At 63.4% G+C, this 16,585-nt stretch carries 11 protein-coding genes and 2 pseudogenes; 4 read left to right on the top strand and 9 right to left on the bottom strand.

Translation table 11 applies throughout. The features are described 5' to 3' along the window. Positions 1-35 precede the first annotated feature (35 nt). The 5 genes from ABCV34_RS04930 to ABCV34_RS04910 form a co-directional block, all read right to left on the bottom strand. Positions 36-1,115 carry an ABC transporter ATP-binding protein gene (locus tag ABCV34_RS04930; RefSeq protein ID WP_345798100.1) on the bottom strand — a complete coding sequence of 360 codons (1,080 nt, stop codon included), beginning with the start codon at positions 1,113-1,115 and terminating at the stop codon, positions 36-38. After that, positions 1,108-2,877, bottom strand: coding sequence for an iron ABC transporter permease (locus tag ABCV34_RS04925; RefSeq protein WP_345798099.1), 1,770 nt, complete (start codon positions 2,875-2,877; stop codon positions 1,108-1,110). Before ABCV34_RS04925 ends, ABCV34_RS04930 begins: the two co-directional genes overlap by 8 nt. Positions 2,878-2,955: 78 nt before the next feature. Next, a complete protein-coding gene (locus ABCV34_RS04920; protein ID WP_345798098.1) occupies positions 2,956-4,056 on the bottom strand; it encodes an ABC transporter substrate-binding protein in 1,101 nt (366 codons plus the stop codon). Between the two features lie 77 nt (positions 4,057-4,133). Continuing rightward, on the bottom strand, positions 4,134-6,653 hold the full coding sequence (locus ABCV34_RS04915) for an extracellular solute-binding protein (RefSeq protein ID WP_345798097.1): 2,520 nt from the start codon (positions 6,651-6,653) through the stop codon (positions 4,134-4,136). Beyond that, positions 6,643-7,314 carry a response regulator transcription factor gene (locus ABCV34_RS04910; protein ID WP_345798096.1) on the bottom strand — a complete coding sequence of 224 codons (672 nt, stop codon included), beginning with the start codon at positions 7,312-7,314 and terminating at the stop codon, positions 6,643-6,645. The genes ABCV34_RS04915 and ABCV34_RS04910 overlap by 11 nt, the downstream gene beginning before the upstream one ends. A gap of 98 nt (positions 7,315-7,412) precedes the next feature. On the opposite strand from ABCV34_RS04910, the gene guaB reads away from it, so the two are divergent. Beyond that, positions 7,413-8,873: an IMP dehydrogenase gene (guaB, locus tag ABCV34_RS04905; protein ID WP_345798095.1), complete on the top strand. Its 1,461-nt coding sequence runs from the start codon at positions 7,413-7,415 to the stop codon at positions 8,871-8,873. Here the strand turns inward: guaB and ABCV34_RS04900 are convergent. Together ABCV34_RS04900 and ABCV34_RS04895 are read right to left on the bottom strand one after the other, a co-directional pair. Next, the gene (locus ABCV34_RS04900) at positions 8,858-9,592 is read right to left on the bottom strand and encodes an alpha/beta fold hydrolase (protein WP_345798094.1); all 735 of its coding nucleotides are present in this window, start codon (positions 9,590-9,592) and stop codon (positions 8,858-8,860) included. The two genes, guaB and ABCV34_RS04900, sit on opposite strands and share 16 nt — an antisense overlap. A 66-nt stretch (positions 9,593-9,658) precedes the next feature. After that, complete coding sequence (locus tag ABCV34_RS04895; protein ID WP_345798093.1) at positions 9,659-10,999, bottom strand: YbfB/YjiJ family MFS transporter; 1,341 nt, start codon at positions 10,997-10,999, stop codon at positions 9,659-9,661. Between the two features lie 77 nt (positions 11,000-11,076). Here ABCV34_RS04895 and guaA point away from each other — a divergent pair, with 77 nt between their 5' ends. Both guaA and ABCV34_RS04885 read left to right on the top strand, forming a co-directional pair. After that, entirely contained in the window at positions 11,077-12,669 is a 1,593-nt protein-coding gene (gene guaA / locus ABCV34_RS04890) for a glutamine-hydrolyzing GMP synthase (RefSeq protein WP_345798092.1), read from the top strand. A 351-nt stretch (positions 12,670-13,020) separates the two neighbouring features. Continuing rightward, a pseudogene (locus tag ABCV34_RS04885) lies at positions 13,021-13,395 on the top strand (Arm DNA-binding domain-containing protein); the annotation flags it as partial. 320 nt (positions 13,396-13,715) lie between these two features. Here the strand turns inward: ABCV34_RS04885 and ABCV34_RS04880 are convergent. Continuing rightward, positions 13,716-14,546, bottom strand: coding sequence for a nucleotidyl transferase AbiEii/AbiGii toxin family protein (locus ABCV34_RS04880; RefSeq protein ID WP_345798091.1), 831 nt, complete (start codon positions 14,544-14,546; stop codon positions 13,716-13,718). Beyond that, a complete protein-coding gene (locus ABCV34_RS04875; protein WP_345798090.1) occupies positions 14,546-15,382 on the bottom strand; it encodes a type IV toxin-antitoxin system AbiEi family antitoxin domain-containing protein in 837 nt (278 codons plus the stop codon). The genes ABCV34_RS04880 and ABCV34_RS04875 overlap by 1 nt, the downstream gene beginning before the upstream one ends. Before the next feature lie 645 nt (positions 15,383-16,027). Between ABCV34_RS04875 and ABCV34_RS04870 the strand changes: the two are divergent. Continuing rightward, positions 16,028-16,491 (top strand): annotated as a pseudogene (locus tag ABCV34_RS04870) (integrase arm-type DNA-binding domain-containing protein); the annotation flags it as partial. Between the last annotated feature and the right edge of the window lie 94 nt (positions 16,492-16,585).

Genomic DNA, 16,585 nt, shown 5'->3' with positions numbered 1-16,585 from the left:
CACTGATTGCATGATAGCGTGCCGCGCCCGCCGGTTCAGGCCGGGAAGATCCATACGGCTTCGGGCGGCAACGCCAGATAGCACGGATCCGGTGTGCGCTCGTGCCGTCCGTAGGCGCGCAGGGTGAGGGCTTCGGGGTCGTGCGCGCCGGCGTGGCGGAACAGGTATTCCCATTTGTCGCCCAAGTACATGCTGGCCGATACCGGCATGCGGATGCTGTTGGGGGCGGGCTCCTGGCTCAGTCGAACCTGTTCCAGGCGGACGATGGCGATGGCGTCCTGGCCGCTGGCCAGTGGCCCCTTGGCGATCCCGCGAATCGACCAGTTTCCCCCCTGAAGCGTCGCCTGTTCCGCGTCGATCTCGGCGACCTTGCCGCGCAGGCTGTTGTTGCTGCCCATGAATTCCGCACAGAATCGGGTCTGCGGGAACGCATACATTTCCTGCGGCGTGCCCTGCTGTTCGATCCGGCCTTCGTGCAACAACAGGATGCGGTCGGAAATCGCCATGGCCTCGGCCTGATCATGGGTGACCAGGATGGCCGACAGTCCCAGGCGCAGAATCAGTTCGCGCAGAAAGGCGCGGGCTTCCTCGCGCAGCTTGGCGTCCAGGTTGGACAGCGGTTCGTCGAGCAGCAACACGGGCGGGTTGTAGACCAGCGCCCGGCCAATGGCGACGCGCTGTTGCTGTCCGCCCGACAGTTCGTTGGGATAACGCTGCCCCAGCTTGCCCATGCCCAGCTGATCCAGGATTTCCTGGACACGGGCCTGCTGTTCCGACGCCTTGACCTTGCGCAGCTTCAGCGGGTAGGCGATGTTTTCCGCCACGGTCTTGTGGGGCCAGAGCGCGTAGGACTGGAACACGATACCCAGATCGCGCTGTTCGGCCGGCAGTTCGGTGCGGGTGGCACCGTCGAAGAGCACCCGGTCGTTCATCGTGATGCGGCCCTGGGTGGCTTGTTCCAGCCCGGCGATGGCGCGCAGCAGCGTGGTCTTGCCGCTGCCCGACGAGCCCAGCAACGCGACGACTTCGCCACGCTGAAGCTGCAGAGAGACACCCCTGAGAACCGGGTTGGTGCCGTAATTCAGATATAGGTCCTGGACAGTGAGTTCAATCATGTAACTTGACTCCAAAACGCAGGGCAACGCCCATGCCGATGACGACCAGCAAAATATTGATGAAGGACAGCGCTGCCACGATGTCGATGGCGCCGGTGGCCCAGAGCGAGACCAGCATCGATCCGATGGTTTCGGTGCCGGGGGTGAGCAGATAGACGCCGGTCGAGTATTCCCGCTCGAAGATCAGGAACATCAGCAGCCACGACCCGATCAGACCGTAGCGGGCCAGGGGGACCGTGACGTGGCGCGTGACCTGGGACGGCCGGGCGCCCGTGCTGCGCGCGGCCTCCTCCAGTTCGGGGGATACCTGCAGCAACGTGGATGAGATCAGGCGCAGTCCGTAGGCCATCCAGACCACCGAATAGGCCAGCCAGACGCTGAAGATCGTGGACCGCAGGCTGCGCAAGGGCTCGACCGCGTGCGTCTGCAGCCAGGCCGCGCCCGGCAGAACGGATAACCAGCCGTCAGCCAGCGAATCCTTCAGCCACATGGGGATGAACAGGAAGATCCACAGGAATGCCAGGCCCGCGAGCAGCCCGGGGACGGCCCGCGGAATCAGCACGCTGTAGTCCAGAAAGCGGGTTGCATGGTCCGGTTTTCGGTGCATCGCCAGGGCGATTGCGGTGTAGCATCCGACCGCGAGCGCCCCGCCGATGACGCCGATCAGGATCGAATTCCAGACGGCCCGCATCAAGGTCGGCTGTTCCCAGATGGTCTGGAAAGCATGGACCGACAGCACGTCCCTGAGCGAAATGCCCACCCCCCAGTTGGTGACGAACGCGCGCAGCACCACGCCGGTGAGCGGTACGATGATGGCGACGAACAGCCACAGGCCCACGATCACCCCCGCGGTCAGACGCCATTTTCCCAGGGGCAGGACGCGCGGACGCGTGACCTTGCCCTTGACGGTCGCATAGCGGCTGGCGCTGCTGAGCAAATGCCGCTGTAGCGTCACCAGCGGGATCGTGAAGGCGATCAGCACCATGGCCACCGCCGCCATCAGGTGGTAGGACGGCACACCGAGCTTGTTGGTCAGCTTGTACAGGTAGGTCGACAGGACCAGGTGGCCTTCGGGGTCCCCCAGCACCAGCATCAGGCCGAAGACCTCCAGCCCCAGGAAGAACAGCAGCACGGCCGCGTACGACAGGGCGGGGCGGACCATGGGCAGGCTGACGGCCGTCATGACCTGCAAGGGGGACGCTCCCGTGCTGCGGGCTGCCTCTTCAACGTCGGACCCCAGGCTGTGCAGGGCCGAGGAGATATACAGATAGGCGTAGGGCACGTGCGTCAGTCCGGCGATGACGATGATGGCCGGCAGGGAATAGATGTTCCAGGGCACGAACCCCAGCAGGTTCTGGGTCCAGGTGGAAAAAAATCCGACCGGGCCGGCGGCTACGACATAACCGAAACCCAGCACCATGGGCGAGACGAAGACCGGCACCAGGATCAGGGGCTGAATCCAGCGTCGTCCCGGCAGATCGGTGCGCGAAACGAGAAACGCCAGGATCCCGCCCAGCGGCACCGCGATGGCGACCAGCCCGAAGGCCAGCAGGAAGCCATTGATCAGTGCCTCGTAAAAATCGGGGTCGGCGAAGATGAACCGGAACGCATCCAGCCCGATGTGCTTGTCGGGCAGGAAGAAGGGTTCCGACAGAAAGCTCTGGACGATGATGAATGACAGCGGCAGGTAGATCGCCAGCGCGGTCAGCGTCACGACCAGGCCGCGGGGCAGCGACTGCTGCCGAAGGCGTAGGAATGACATGGGGGATACTCGGTGGACCGTTGGAGATGCCGGCCCCGGCAGGCGGCGGGAATCGGGGCCGGACGAAGGGCGCGGCGCTTACTTGCCGGCGTCCTTGCGCCACATCTTGATGAATGCCAGGCGCTTGCCCTGATCCAGATAGTCCAGCAGCGATTCATCGACCGGGATGGGCTTGAGCGCGCTGCCCAGCTTCTTGGTCATGCCGTCGACGTCGTTGTCGCCGTCGATATCGGTGCGCACCGAGGCCAGGTTGGCCTGATTGGCCAGCACGTTCTGTCCTCGCTGGGACAGCAGGTAGTCCATCCAGAGCTTGGCCGCGTTCGGGTGCTGGGCGCCTTTGCTGATGAAGGCCACGCGCGACAGTATCAGTGTGTAGTCGGTCGGATACGACACCCCCAGACTGGGGTCCGACTTGGCGCGGGTTTCAGCATAAGATCCGAGGATGTTGTAGCCCAGCAGGTTTTCACCGGAGGAGACGCGCTCCATCATGGTGCCGGTCGAGGACTGCACGACCAGGCCGGCTTTGCTGGAATCCTTCAGGAAGCTCTGGTAATTCGGGTCGTTGCGCTGATCCTGGACGGCCAGCATGAAGCCGACGGCGGATTTCTCGACGTCGTAGGTGGTGACCTTGCTCTTGAACCGGGCAGTGTCGCCAGCCACCAGTTTGGCGAATGCCGCGTGGGTGGTGGGCACCTCATCCGCCTTGACCAGTCGCTTGTTGTAGATGAAGACGGCCGGTTCGAAGGTCGTGCCGTACGCTTTCTTTTCCCAGACCGACCAAGCCGGCAGGTGGGAGAGTTCGACCGAGGGATAGGCCATGGCGTAACTCTTGGCCAGCTTCATGGTGGCATCCATGGCCGAGCTCCAGACCACGTCGCCGCTGTTGCTGCCCGAGGCCTGCTCGCTGAGATAGCGGCTGTAGAGCTCGGTGCTGTTCATGTCGTTGTATTCGACCTTGATGCCGGGGTAGAGCTTTTCGAAATCCTGGATGACCGGGTTCGCGGCTTTGGTGTCGGTGGTCGAATAGACAATGACCTTGCCTTCCTTGGCGGCGGCGGACACCAGGGGCTGGTATCCGGCCGGGTAGCCTTGCGGCGCGGTCTGCGCGCCGGCTGTCGCGGCGAGTGCGCCCGACAGGATGGCGGCGCACAGAACGGTTCGGGTGACGGGATGGCGCATGGACGAGTCTCCTTCTCTGTTGTTATCGGGAGCCGGTTTCCGACCGGCTTTGGAGATCATCTTAGGGGCCGGACCTGTCAGCGTCCTGTCGTGGTGTTGGAAGGTGCCACCGCATCGGACGGGTTCGGCGTGTCGGTGACCAGGCGCCGCCAGTTCCGCAGGAAGCGTTCATGGCGCTGCTGATCCAGCCCGACCAGCAGCGAAGGATTCAACGCGATGGGTTGGACGATGCTGGACGCATGCGCCAGCCCGTCGATGGCAACGGGGGCGGCGTCGTCGGCGTCTGTCCTTAGGTCAGGGAGCGCGCCCAGGCCACCGGGGCCGTCGATCACCGCCTGGCCTTGTGCCGACAGCAGCCAGTCGATGAATTCGCCCGCCAGCGCCGGCTGCCGGGTCTGGCGCAAGATCAGCGCGGTGCGCGTCAGGACCAATTGGTAATCATCCGGGACGACGATGCCCAGCTTGGTGTACCGCCCCCGGTAGGCGCGCACATACGAGCCCAGCACGTTGTAGCCCAGGTCCAGTTCGCCCGCCTCGATACGGTCCAGGATATCGCGCGTGTCCGCCACCAGCCGCACGCCGACGCGGCCCAGAGCGTTAGCCAGCCCCCAGAAGTTGGACGAGATCATCTCATCCTGGGTGACCAGCAGGTGACCAACGCTGCTGATGGCGATGTCGTAGGTGCCGATGCGCGCGTGGGGGCCTTGCCGCTCCAGGGTGCGCAGCAGTTCGCTACGGGAATGGGGCGCGGTTTTTGCGGTGTAGCGGTCGGTGTTGTAGACCATCACCACCGGCTCGAAGGTGAAGCCGAAGACCTCGGAGCGCCAGATCGCCCAGGGCGGCAGGCGCCGGGTCAGGGGCGATTCATGGCGCAGCGCGTAGCCGTCGTTGGCCAGGCGCAGTTGCAGGTCTTCGGCGGAACTGATCAGGACGTCGGTCGGCGGCAGGCTTGCGGCCACTGTCCGTTCGTACAGCTGGCGGCTGCCTAGTTCGTGATAGACCAGGGCGATGCCCGGGTGCGTCCGCTGGAAGGCGCGGGCCAGTGTGTCGAAGACGGGCGTGTCGGTCGGGCCGGCCACGGTCAGGGTCGCGGTTTCGTGCTGTGCGGCCGGGTAGCGTGTGGTCAGGATCTGTGCGTCCGCCGGGCTCGGCGCCGCGATCAGCCCCAGGATGCAGGCCGCCGCGATGCAGAGGCTGGCCAGTGACCCGGGCAGGGTGCGCCCGGCTGGGCCGAGGGGCAGGGTGACGCAGGCCAGCAGGCCGCCCCCAGGGCGATTGCGCAGCGTCAGGGCGCCCCCGTGGCTTTGCACGACCGACTGGACGATGGCCAGGCCCAGTCCCGACCCTGGCGTGGACTGCGCCGCCGCGCCGCGCACGAAGCGCTTGAGGACCTGCTCTTTTTCCGCGTTGGGGATGCCAGGTCCCCGGTCCGCGACCTGCAGGACCAGGCGCCGGTCGGGGGCCGGATTGATGTTGACTTCGACCGGGCTGTCCGGCGCATGCCGCAGGGCATTGTCGATCAGGTTGAGCATCATTTCCCGCAGGGCGACCCGATCGCCGACGATACGCGCATCCTTCAGTCCGGGCGAGAGCGAGATCCGCAGCCGCGCCGCGTCCTCCGGGCGGATCCGTTGCCGGACCTCGTCCAGCACGTCCAGCAGTTCCACGAGGTCGTTGCCCCGGACGCCCAGCCGGTGGGTGATCGTGGCGTCCATCATCAGCTGGTTGACCAGCAGGCTGGCGCGAGTCGCGTTGTTCAAAATGCGCTCCAGCCGCTCGCGCAGCCGTTTCGGGTCGTCCTCATCCAGAGCGACTTCCGCCTGGGCCCGCAGCGACGCCAGGGGCGTGCGCACCTGATGGGCGGCGTCGGCGACCAGATTGTGCAGCATGTCGAGCATCGCCTGCAGCCGCTGCATGAAGCCGTTCAGGGCTTCCACCAACCGGGTGACTTCACGCGGCGCGGGACTGCTCAGCGGTTCCATGTCCTCGGGCTGACGATGCCGCAGTTCGCGTTCCAGACCCCGCAGCGGCCGGAAGGCGCGCGTAATGCCGAACCACAGCAGCACCAGGGCGACCGCCGCCATGATGGGTAGTGGGGTCGCGCCGCGCTGCAGGATCTCGGCGGCCAGTGCGTCGCGGGCATCGCGGGTTTCCGCCACGCGGATCGTGATCCAGTGCGTCTGGCGGTTGAAGCTGATCAGCCGCCCCAGAGTCGCGATCCGCAGTGCGTCGCCGTGGTAGGTATGATCGGCGAAGGTCGGGTTGGCGGATGTGGCCAGCGGCATGCCGCCATCCAGGTCGTCATAGCCCGTCACCAGCCGGCCCCCGGGATCCCGCACGCTGTAGAAGACCCGCTGCTGGCGCGACAGCATCGCCAGCGCGGCGTAGGGCAGCTCCACTGCGATCCGGTTGTCCTCCATGCTGATGGCGCCGGCGATCGACAATGCCGATGCCGCCAGCACGCGGTCGAAAGCCTGGTCCGACGCGCGCCGGGCATAATCCCGCAGGAAAACGAACAGGCCCAGGGATGAAGCCAGCAGGATGACGATCGCCGCGGCGAAGATGCGGTTGCGGATGGAAAAAGATCTAGCCGGCATCGCAATGCGCCTGATAGCCGGTGCCGCGCACCGTCACGATATGCACGGCGGATCCCGCGAGTTTCTTGCGCAACCGAGAGACCTGCAGCTCCAGGGCGTTCAGGGACACGTCCTCGTCCAGCGAGAACAGCTGATTCATCAGGCGTTCCTTGCCGACGGTCTGGCCCAGCCGCGACAGCAGGATCTCCAGCAGCCGGAATTCGCGCCGTCCCAGATCGATCGGCTGGCCCGCCAGCGTCGCGCAGCGGTTGGTGGTGTCCAGCGCCAGGTCGCCGTAATGGGCCAGGTTGGAACTATGGCCCGCCGCGCGGCGCAACAGGGCGCGCAGGCGGGCTTCGAGTTCGCGCAGGTCGAAGGGTTTGACCATGTAATCGTCAGCGCCCAGATCCAGCATCCCGACCTTGTCCTCGATCTCGGCGCGGGCGGTGATCACCAGCACCTGGGTGTCGCAGGCGCTGTCGCGCAGTTCGCGCAGAATCGTGAAGCCGTCCTTGCCTGGCAGCATGACGTCCAGCACGATGGCGTCCCAGCCGCCGCCGGCCACCCACCGGGACGCGGCCAGGCCGTCCCGCACCCATTCCACGCTGTGCCCGCTGACGCGCAGTTTGGTTTCGATCGCATCCCCCAGATCGGGGTTGTCTTCAATCAGCAATATCCGCAAGCCTGTCTCCCGCCCGCAGGCGTCATGTCACGCCCGGCGGTCGCTGCCGCCTGTTGTTTGAGCGTATAATCCTGCTTTGCCCGGAGTCTACCCAGTTTATGCGTCTGATCAAAAAAGCGCTCACCTTCGACGACGTCCTCCTGGTCCCAGCTTATTCCCAGGTTCTGCCGCGCGATGCGCGCCTCACCACGCAGCTTACCCGTGGCATTCAGCTGAACATCCCCCTCGTTTCCGCCGCCATGGACACCGTCACCGAGTCCGGCCTGGCCATCGCCATGGCCCAGGAAGGCGGCATCGGCATCGTCCATAAAAACCTCAGCGCCGACGAACAAGCGCGCGAGGTCGCGCGGGTAAAACGCCACGAATTCGGCATCGTCATCGATCCGGTCACTGTCACGCCCACGATGAAGGTGCGCGACGCCATCGAACTGCAGCGCCAGCACGGCATCTCCGGTCTGCCGGTGGTCGAGGGCGGCAAACTCGTCGGCATCGTCACCAACCGCGATCTGCGTTTCGAAGACCGCCTCGACATGTCCCTGCGCGAGGTCATGACGCCGCAGGACCGCCTGGTCACCCTGACGGAAGGCGCCACCCTGGAAGAAGCCCAGGCGCTGATGCACAAGCATCGCCTGGAACGTGTGCTGATCGTCAACGACAAATTCCAGCTGCGCGGCCTGGCCACCGTGAAGGACATCGTCAAGAACACCGAACACCCCCTGGCCAGCAAGGATGCCCAAGGGCAGCTGCGCGTGGGCGCGGCGGTCGGCGTAGGCGAAGGCACCGGTGAACGCGTGGAAAAGCTGGCGGCCGCCGGCGTGGACGTGATCGTCGTGGACACCGCGCACGGCCATTCGGCGGGCGTCATCGAACGTGTCCGCTGGGTCAAGAAACACTACCCCAACATCCAGGTCGTCGGCGGCAATATCGCGACCGCCGCCGCGGCGCGCGCGCTGGTCGAGGCCGGCGCCGACGCGGTCAAGGTCGGCATTGGCCCGGGTTCCATCTGCACGACCCGCATCGTGGCGGGCGTCGGGGTGCCGCAGATCACGGCGATCGCCGACGTGGCCCAGGCGCTGGAAGGCACTGGCGTGCCGCTGATCGCTGACGGCGGCATCCGTTATTCCGGCGACGTGGCCAAGGCCCTGGCCGCGGGCGCATCCACCTGCATGATGGGTGGCATGTTCGCGGGCACCGAAGAGGCCCCCGGCGAGGTCGTCCTGTTCCAGGGCCGGTCGTACAAGTCCTATCGTGGCATGGGCAGTCTGGGCGCGATGGCGGACGGCTCCGCCGACCGCTATTTCCAGGATCCCAGCAACAACGTCGACAAGCTGGTGCCCGAGGGCATCGAGGCGCGTGTCCCCTATAAGGGCAGCGTGATCGCCATCATCTACCAATTGGTGGGCGGTATTCGGGCTTCCATGGGCTACTGCGGTTGCGCCACGATTCCGGACCTGCACGCGCAGGCGGAATTCGTGGAAATCACGGCGGCGGGGGTGCGTGAGTCGCATGTCCACGACGTGCAGATCACCAAGGAAGCACCCAACTACCGGGCGGACTGACCACCCTGAAGGCGCGTCAGCATCACGGTCACGGCGTCTGGCGCGCTGATCATGGCATCGTGGCCGGTTGCCAGATCCATCCAGTCCCAGTGTTCTCCAAAGGTCTCGCGCGCCCAGGTATAGGACCCGGCCACAGCTGGGAACGGCGGTTGCGTGCAGCGTACGTAGGTGATGGGCAGACCATTGCCCAGCGGATGCCGCAGCCGCAGCGGCTCGCGATAACTACCGATGGGCTGGGGCGTCAGCCGTGCCTGGACGAAATCGATGTCGGCCTGATCCGTCAGGCCAAAACTGTCCGGGCGGGGTGGCGCAATGCCGCCTGTCGCCGCCGCGCCGTGTTCCAGCTTGGTCACGAGTTCGGGCGGTAATGTGTCGAAGGTCGACGTCCCGGGCGGCAGCAGGAAGGCGTCCAGGTAGACCAGCCTGGCGATCCGTTCAGGCAGCCGGTCCGCCGCACCCGAGATCACCAGCCCGCCGAAACTGTGGCCAACCAGGATGATGTCGTGCAGGCCTTCCCGGATCAGCATCCGGCAGAGATCCTGGATGAAGGTTTCCAGGTCGATGGATGCCGACAGTTCATGGCGGCGCTCGCCCAGACCGGGCAGGGTGGGGGTGTGGACATGATGTCCTGCCTGCCTGAGAGTGTCGGCGACGCGCGACCAGCACCAGCCGCCATGCCAGGCGCCATGAACCAGGACGTAGGTGTTGGAGTCTGGCATGACGATGTCCTTATGTTGACGAATTCGGGGTGTATGGTTCGCCAGGCTATGTCAGGCGAATGGTGATCAGCTTTCCTGTCGCGGGATCGGTGGCGTGTCTTGTCTGCCCTGCAGGCGCAAGATGGGCAGGGCCCCGGCCACCAGCCCCAGCGTGCCCATGACCAGTGCGAATTCCAGCGGTGCGCCGAACCACTGATGCGTCAGGCTGAAAAACAGCGGTCCGATCAGCTGTCCCAGGGCGAACGATGCCGTCATGGCGGCCATCTGGCGTTTTGCGCCCGCCGTGCCGACCGTGGCTTGGGCTTCCTGCAGCCCCACCATGGTGATCACCATGAACGTGCTGCCCACACACAACGCCGCGAACAGGATCGCCGCCAGGCTATGCCATAGCACGGGCGCCAGCACACCGATCGCCATCACGAGCTGGGCGCCCGCCCAGAGTTGCGGCCGGGTCAGGTGACGCGCGAGCCGACTGGCGACCAGTGTGGAGAGGGCGCCTGCCAGCCCGAAGACCGGCCAGGCCAGGCTGAACAGCCAGGGGTCGGGCACCAGCAGCCGCGCCTGGGCAGGCAGGAAGGTCGCCGGCAGAATGTAGCCAAAGCCATACACCCCGTAGCACAGGATCAGGCCCCAGTGCAGCAATGGGGTGGCGGGGTCACCCGCCTCGCGTGCTGGGGCAGTGTTTTCTGAACGCCGTGCGGCGGCGTTTGCCGGGATATCATTTATGGCGGTGCTGGACGCGGATCGCGTCAAGGCTGCCGTATCGGGGGTCGTCCGATGGTCGTTGTGCGTCGGCTGGGCTGGATGGTCCGGACGGATTCCGGTTGCGGCAATGGTAGTTTCGGTGGGCTGACGCCACAGCATGGACGCCCCCAGCAGCCCCAGCAGGGCGGCAGCCGCCAGCCACAGCCAGGCTTGCGAGGACGAGGTGCCCAGCACCGTCAGCCCCAGACAGGCCAGCCCGGCGAACATGATGCCGCAGCCCACACCGGCAAACACCACACCGCTGCGTCCGGCCTGTCCCGTGGCATTCAGGCGCGCGATGCACAGCGACGCTGTCCCGATCAGGACCCAGGCGCTAGCCATGCCCGCCAGCAGCCGCCACACCAGCCAGCCGGCCCAGTGCGTGTCCAACCCCATGGCGGCCGTCATCAGGACCACCAGCCACAGCCCCCGACGCAGCAGTTGCGCGGGGGACCAGCTCAGGTGCGTCACCATCAGGGCGCCCAGCAAATAGCCCAGATAATTGGCGCTGGCCAGCCACCCGCCCTGGGCCAGGCTCAGCCCCAGATCGGCCTGCATCATGGGCAGCACCGGCGTGAAGGCGAAGCGGCCGATGCCCATGGCCACGGCCAGGGACAGCAGGCCGGCCAGGGGCAGCGGAACGCGGGAAAAGCGGGATGGCATGGGTGCGTGTCTCCGTGGAAGCGTATCGGTGCATGGGTTACATTAACACCTTGAACAGCCCTCCCAGATTATCCACCATGCACCAGCGCATTCTCATCCTGGACTACGGTTCACAGGTCACCCAGCTCATTGCCCGGCGCGTTCGCGATGCCGGTGTCTATTGCGAGATCCACCCGGGCGACGTGGACGACGCGTTCATCCGCGACCAGCAAACGCAGGGCCTGAAAGGCATCATCCTGTCGGGCAGTCATGCCTCGGCCTATGCCGAGGAATCCCTGAAGGTGCCTGGCGCCGTGTTTCAAGTGGGCGTTCCCGTACTGGGTATCTGCTACGGCATGCAGTCCATGGCGCAGCAGCTGGGCGGCAAGGTCGAATTCTCCGACCACCGCGAATTCGGCTATGCGGAAGTGCGCGCCCACGGCCACACCCGTCTGCTGAACGGCCTGCAGGACTTCGAAACCCCCGAAGGCCACGGCATGCTGAAGGTCTGGATGAGCCACGGTGACCGCGTTACCGCGTTGCCGCCCGGCTTCAAACGCATGGCCTCCACGCCATCGTGCGACATCGCCGGCATGGCCGACGAAGACCGCGGCTTCTACGCGGTCCAGTTCCACCCGGAAGTCACGCATACCGTCCAGGGGCAGGCCATCCTGCAGCGCTTCGTCACGGAAATCTGCGGCTGCGCGCGCGACTGGAACATGCCCGACTACGTCACCGAAGCGGTCGCCCGTATCCGCGAGCAGGTCGGCACCGACGAGGTCATCCTGGGTCTGTCCGGGGGGGTCGATTCCTCGGTGGCTGCCGCCCTGATCCACAAGGCCATCGGCGACAAGCTGACCTGCGTTTTCGTGGATCACGGCCTGCTGCGGCTCAACGAGGCCAGGCAGGTCATGGACACCATGTCCCGCCACCTGGGTATCCGCGTGATCCACATCGACGCCAGCGAACAGTTCATGGGCGAACTGGCCGGTGTTTCCGATCCCGAAGCCAAGCGCAAGATCATCGGCCGCGAATTCGTCGAGGTTTTCCAGGCCGAATCCGCCAAGCTGAAGTCCGCCCGCTGGCTGGCCCAGGGCACCATCTATCCGGACGTAATCGAATCGGCCGCCTCGAAGACCGGCAAGGCGGTTGCCATCAAGTCCCACCACAATGTCGGCGGCCTGCCCGATACCCTGAACCTGAAGCTGCTGGAACCCCTGCGCGAACTCTTCAAGGACGAGGTCCGTCATCTGGGTCTGGCCCTGGGGCTGCCGCCGGAAATGGTTTTCCGCCATCCCTTCCCGGGCCCCGGCCTGGGCGTGCGCATCCTGGGCGAGGTCAAGCAGGAATACGCCGACTTGCTGCGCCGCGCCGATGATATTTTCATTACGGAACTGCGCAACACCATCGATCCCGAATCGGGCAAGTCCTGGTACGAACTGACCTCACAGGCCTTTGCGGTGTTCCTGCCCGTGAAGTCCGTGGGTGTGATGGGCGATGGTCGCACCTACGACTATGTCGTAGCGCTGCGCGCCGTGCAGACCAGCGACTTCATGACCGCCGACTGGGCAGAATTGCCGTACGCGCTGCTGAAGAAGGTGTCCTCGCGCATCATCAACGAAGTGCGCGGGATCAACCGGGTGACGTACGACGTGTCGAGCAAGCCGCCGGCTACGATCGAGTGGGAATAATTTCCCGTCTGGCAGGCCACGGCAATAACTGGCATCAGAACACTGGAGAGCCCCTGTTTTAGCGGCTCTCCATTTTTTTGTCTAGTTTCTGCTGGCAGTGTCTGGCACGCCCAAGCATGCGTTTCCAAGGGTATTTTTGCGGGTATCGAAGCTGGGCTATCATGGCCCGGCGATAAGTGCCATCCGTTGATGATTGACATCTGGATGGTATTGAAACTCGTAATACCGTTGAATATCAATTAGTTGTGAGTGAATTTCAGTTTGATCAAAAGATGGTATTGGAAAGGTCGATCAATACCATCCTAGACCCGACAGACACGTCTCAACTCATTGATTCTGAAAAGGATTCACATGCTGACCGATACCATGCCCCGTAATTTGAAGCCACGCGATAAGCAATACAAGGTGGCGGATCAAGAGGGCCTGTATGTGGCGGTCAGTGTGACTGGCGCGATTTCCTTTCGGTACAACTACCGCTTGAATGGCCGCAGCGAGACACTGACCTTTGGCCGCTATGGCCCCAGCGGGATCACTCTGGCTCAGGCGCGAACCCTGCTGCGCGAGGCCAAGCAGAAGATTGCAGCCGGTGTGTCACCCGCCCAAGAGAAGGCCCGCAGCAAAGACCAGCTGCGTGGTGAAAAACGTTTCGATACCTGGGCACGCGACTGGCTGCATGGGCACGACATGGCCGATTCCACGCGTGACATGCGCCGTGCCCTGCGCGATGGCAATGTGTTCAGGCTTGGCCATGGCCCGCACCAGGTGGGCGGTCTCGATGGTGGCCGTGCGAGTGTCGCGCAGCTGACTCAGGTCAGCCACGATCTGGCGCAGCAGCGTCAGTTCTTCCTGTAGCGTGTCGTCAGCCGCCAGGCGGCGGCGGATGTAGTTGGACAGTGACAGGCCGGACAAGGCAGCCGCCTCGCCCAGTCGCGCAGCATGAGACGGGGTCACCCGGATGCGGATGACCTCGGATAGAGGTTCAGTCATAGGAATTTCCTGCAAAGAGGGTGGCGGATTGCGTATGCAGGTAGAGACGCGTCACCGGTCTATGGCAAGTTCGCAGCGCGAACCGTGCGCAACACTTCTCGAAAGACATCCTCGAAGGGAGGCAGATGGTTCATCTGGTGGGCGAGGCGCTGCGTCCATAGTCGTCGCAGGCGGTCCTCCTTTTTTGCGATGGCTTGTTCCATGCCTGTGATGTCCCGTTGACGCAATTCCAGTTTCGCGTCGAGTTCAGGCCGCATTTCTGCAATTCGCAGATCCGCCGAATCGAGCAGATACCATAGGTCATAAAGATCGCGGGGTTCGTTACGCGCCCGATCGCTGAGGGCAAGAAGTTTCTCTATGACGATTTCCTCGATGGCGTAGACCTTCACGGTTGGTCCCACGGGCAAATCGTCAAAACCGTCGTAGGTGCGATGAACCGGGCGGTCTTGCAGTGGAAAGCACAGAACTTCGTTGATGGTGACATCGACCTTCACATCGTTTTCAGCAGGCAGCGGACCCTGGTAGCGCAGATAAAAGGTATGGCTATTTTGGTGGCTGTGACGATCAGAGCGATCAAATGCGATCTGCAGGCCCGTCTCGGCACTGATGGCAGCGAAGATTTCGTCGAGCCCGGCCAGTATTTCTTCGAGCGTGATGGGGCGAATCAGTGTGAAATCCAGATCCTCGGAGAAGCGGTAATCGGGGAACCAGCAGCGGCGTAAGGCCGTTCCTCCCTTGAATGCTAGGACTTCACGCAGCGGGTGGTTGGCCAATCCGGTCAGGAACCAGGCCAGCACGTAATCACGTTCGATGACGGATTCGGGGATGCGACGGCCACCCGCGGTGACCAGCGCGTTTGAGATCATTGAGATGTTGCGTTGTGGGATCATCAGGTGAACCTTATGCTGTCCAATTCTTCGGCGGGCACATTCAGCTGAAGCTTCCAGCGGGAAAGATGAGGCCCCTCTGCTGAAAGCAGCGGATCGAGACGTAAGTAGGTGGCGGTCAGCTGAGCCCGCAAAGGCTCTAACGTGGCTGCGTCAGCCAGTTCGTAGTGTTCCAGCAAGTAGCCCAAGCGACGTATCACTGCACCGACACCAAGACGCTGCGCGTAATCCATCAGCCGTTCGACCTTCAGCGTGTCCCGCTTCATCCACAGGCCTTTGGCGACCTCTGTGATCCCTCCGACGTAGGCTGGATGTCTGAGACCGTCGATGATGGTTCGTTCCATGTCGCTGATCATGACGAAGCGCTGCTTGTCGATCCAGTGCTTCATGACGCCGAAGTCTTGCTTGTCCGTGATGAGGACAAACCGGAAGTCATAGCCACCGACGGTCTGGGGGCGCACGCGTCGTGTGCTTGAGGCGTAGATGGTGAAGTTCGGCTGGGTCACCATGCGGTGCAATTCGAATGCCGTACCGTGAGACAAGAAGTAGGGCGCTGTGCCGGCCAGTTCCCGGGCGATGATGAACGGGCTATCGACATGCTCTGTAGCGCGACCGAGCTCAAAGGGTACAAGGTTGTACAACCCTGGCTTTAATCGCGTCACGAGGCCTCTTTGTTGGGCCTTGTGCACCAGGTTACGGGCGGCTGACGGTGACAGGCCCGTGATGGAGGTGACATCGGCGGTGTTGAACGTGGTCTGGCGCCGCTCGTTCAGCTCCACGAGCAGCTGGGCAGCACGCGGCCCCATTGTCTTGAGGTTGAAATTACTGTTTATGGTCAATTCGTCTCTCTTGAAGAGATGCTATGTGCATAAAAGATAACATAAATGATGTTTTATGAACATGGCATCTCCTGTAAAGAGGCGTTTTGGTTAGAAAATATAAGAATCTTCAGCGGTTGGATGAAACGCCCGCATCATGGGCCTTTCAGCAGGTCTGGATGGTATTACCGTGGAGATGGCCGCGTTGACAGCAGTCTCCTGTCAAACCTGGCAAGATTCCGTTTCTGACGATGCAGAGCCTAGGGATAACCCGCAATGCTGGGCCGATCCAAGCGGTCTTCCCAGAAGGGCATTGCTGAGGGTATTGGCAAGGGTTAGCAGGAAATTCCCCTTATGGATCAATGCTGTTTTTGAGCAAACAACTATTGAGTGGGAGTGAATTTAGGTCCTTCGAGGACTATCGCCAGCTATCGAAAAACTGACGTAACGTATTGATTTAAAAAAAGATACGTCACGGCATCTATCGGTGGCCATCGCCGGCCAGCGAAACGGATTGGCGGTAGAGGTGACGGTAGAAACCGGAGGCTGGATTAAGACCTCCTTGTTTACTATCGAGGCCAATCGGTCGTTGACGGTAAATCGCTCCTCTGGAAAGCTTGTTTCATGCGGCTTTCCGGGCATCAGCAGGTCTCCTGACCCCTGGCGGTATCGCCCACCGGTACCGTCACCTTCCGCTACGATTACCGTCTCAATGGCCGGCGCGAGACGCTGACCATTGAGACGGTATGGGCGGTCGGGTATTTCGCTGGCGATGACCCGTGAAAAGCTGATCGACGCCAAGAAGGCCGTCGCCCAAGGCAAGTCTCCCGCGCTAGAGAAGCAGCGCGACAAGCGCCGCCTGACCGCTGCCAAAACCTTTGGCGACGTAGCAGGCGGGTGGCTGGCGGACGCTCGGATGGCCGACAGTACCAAGGCGATGCGCAAGAGCGTCGTCGATCGGGACATCCTTCCGGCCTTCCAGAACCGGCAGCTCAACGAAATCACCGCTGATGACCTGCGCGCTCTGCAACAAGGTGAAGGCACGCGGCGCTCCTGCTACTGCGGTACACATCCGTGACATCGTGAAGCAAGTCTATGCCTTCGCGGTCCTGCACGGCGAGAAAGTGGACACCCATGTGCCGAAGCTGCTTTCTGAGAACGTGGCGGTTCCCGTCCTCAGCGCGGCCTTGTGAAGGGAGAACGGCATGACTGTTCTCGCTGAAC

The organism is Castellaniella sp. MT123 (genome assembly GCF_039614765.1).
Classification (GTDB): Bacteria; Pseudomonadota; Gammaproteobacteria; order Burkholderiales; family Burkholderiaceae_B; genus Castellaniella.
The sequence above is the reverse complement of the archived record's forward strand: the minus strand, read 5'-3'. Positions and strand labels throughout refer to the sequence as shown.

Bases quoted from the DNA above. Each gene is read 5' to 3' on its own strand.
- ABCV34_RS04895 (WP_345798093.1), bottom strand. From the start codon at position 10,999: ATGCCATCCCGCTTTTCCCGCGTTCCGCTGCCCCTGGCCGGCCTGCTG.
- ABCV34_RS04920 (WP_345798098.1), bottom strand. From the start codon at position 4,056: ATGCGCCATCCCGTCACCCGAACCGTTCTGTGCGCCGCCATCCTGTCG.
- ABCV34_RS04925 (WP_345798099.1), bottom strand. From the start codon at position 2,877: ATGTCATTCCTACGCCTTCGGCAGCAGTCGCTGCCCCGCGGCCTGGTC.
- ABCV34_RS04915 (WP_345798097.1), bottom strand. From the start codon at position 6,653: ATGCCGGCTAGATCTTTTTCCATCCGCAACCGCATCTTCGCCGCGGCG.
- ABCV34_RS04880 (WP_345798091.1), bottom strand. From the start codon at position 14,546: ATGATCCCACAACGCAACATCTCAATGATCTCAAACGCGCTGGTCACC.
- ABCV34_RS04930 (WP_345798100.1), bottom strand. From the start codon at position 1,115: ATGATTGAACTCACTGTCCAGGACCTATATCTGAATTACGGCACCAAC.
- guaA (WP_345798092.1), top strand. From the start codon at position 11,077: ATGCACCAGCGCATTCTCATCCTGGACTACGGTTCACAGGTCACCCAG.
- ABCV34_RS04900 (WP_345798094.1), bottom strand. From the start codon at position 9,592: ATGCCAGACTCCAACACCTACGTCCTGGTTCATGGCGCCTGGCATGGC.
- guaB (WP_345798095.1), top strand. From the start codon at position 7,413: ATGCGTCTGATCAAAAAAGCGCTCACCTTCGACGACGTCCTCCTGGTC.